The sequence below is a fragment of the Campylobacter sp. RM9328 genome (assembly GCF_012978615.1).
The window spans coordinates 1-924 of record NZ_LIWF01000051.1 but is presented as its reverse complement, the minus strand read 5'-3'; the positions used below and the strand labels follow the sequence as shown (position 1 = coordinate 924).

The 924-nt window shown below is 26.6% G+C and carries 1 protein-coding gene; it reads left to right on the top strand.

Translation table 11 applies throughout. The features are described from left to right. Positions 1-349: 349 nt before the first annotated feature. Positions 350-924 (top strand): hypothetical protein (locus tag CCAL9328_RS10600; protein ID WP_170000632.1); only part of this gene is annotated, 575 nt, incomplete at its 3' end.

Sequence of the window (924 nt, the reverse complement as noted above, 5' to 3'; positions counted from 1 at the left end):
TTGGAGATAATCAAAAAGCTATCAAATAACAAATTCGCACTCCAAACAAAAGATGGTAAAACCATAATCATAGATCAAATTTACACTAGATTTATGCCAAATAATCAAAATGATATAAATTTAATAGATGATAAGGATAAATTTTACCCAAAACCGCTTAGAATTTGGGTTTAAACGAGTGTATAGTTTGAAACTTTATAACATTATTTAAAGAGTTTAAAATAAACCAAAATATATTAACCTATTTTTGTTATCGCCGATTTATGGATTATATTTCAAATAAAAAGAGATTTTAAGTAAAATTTCTACTAAAAAGCTAAGCAGCCTAGTCATTAAAAAGGAATAGCCTATGGATATAAAATCTTTTCAAACAAATTTAGATTTAATTAACTTTAAATTTGACAAATATACAGACATTATAAAGCAAAATGAAGAAATATCTAAAAAAAGAGCTGATATTTATCAAACTGATAGAAATTTTCATATAATTAGCGAAAATGAGAGCGAAAACTATATCGGCATCAAAAACAATGAGCCAATAACAAGCAAAAAATATAAAGATTATGTCATATACTCAGACAATAAAGATTTACTATATTATCAAGGCAGTAACGCATATTATGCTATCCCTAAAGATACTGATACAAATTTACTCTCAAAGATTAGCTTAACTGATAAAATGTTTTTACTTAATAAAAATGATTTAACAGATGAAAAAATCGTAGTAAAAGATGAAGCATATTTTATACAAAAAATGCTTGATGATATGATAATAGAACAGACATCTTTTATGCTTGGTAAAAAGCTTGATCAAAGCTATGATGTATGGCACTCTTTGGGTTTTGGCAGAAACTACAGCTACGCAAATAAATTTAGTCCAGATGCTGGGAATTATAAGGCTGATAACTACTCAAACCAAAACCC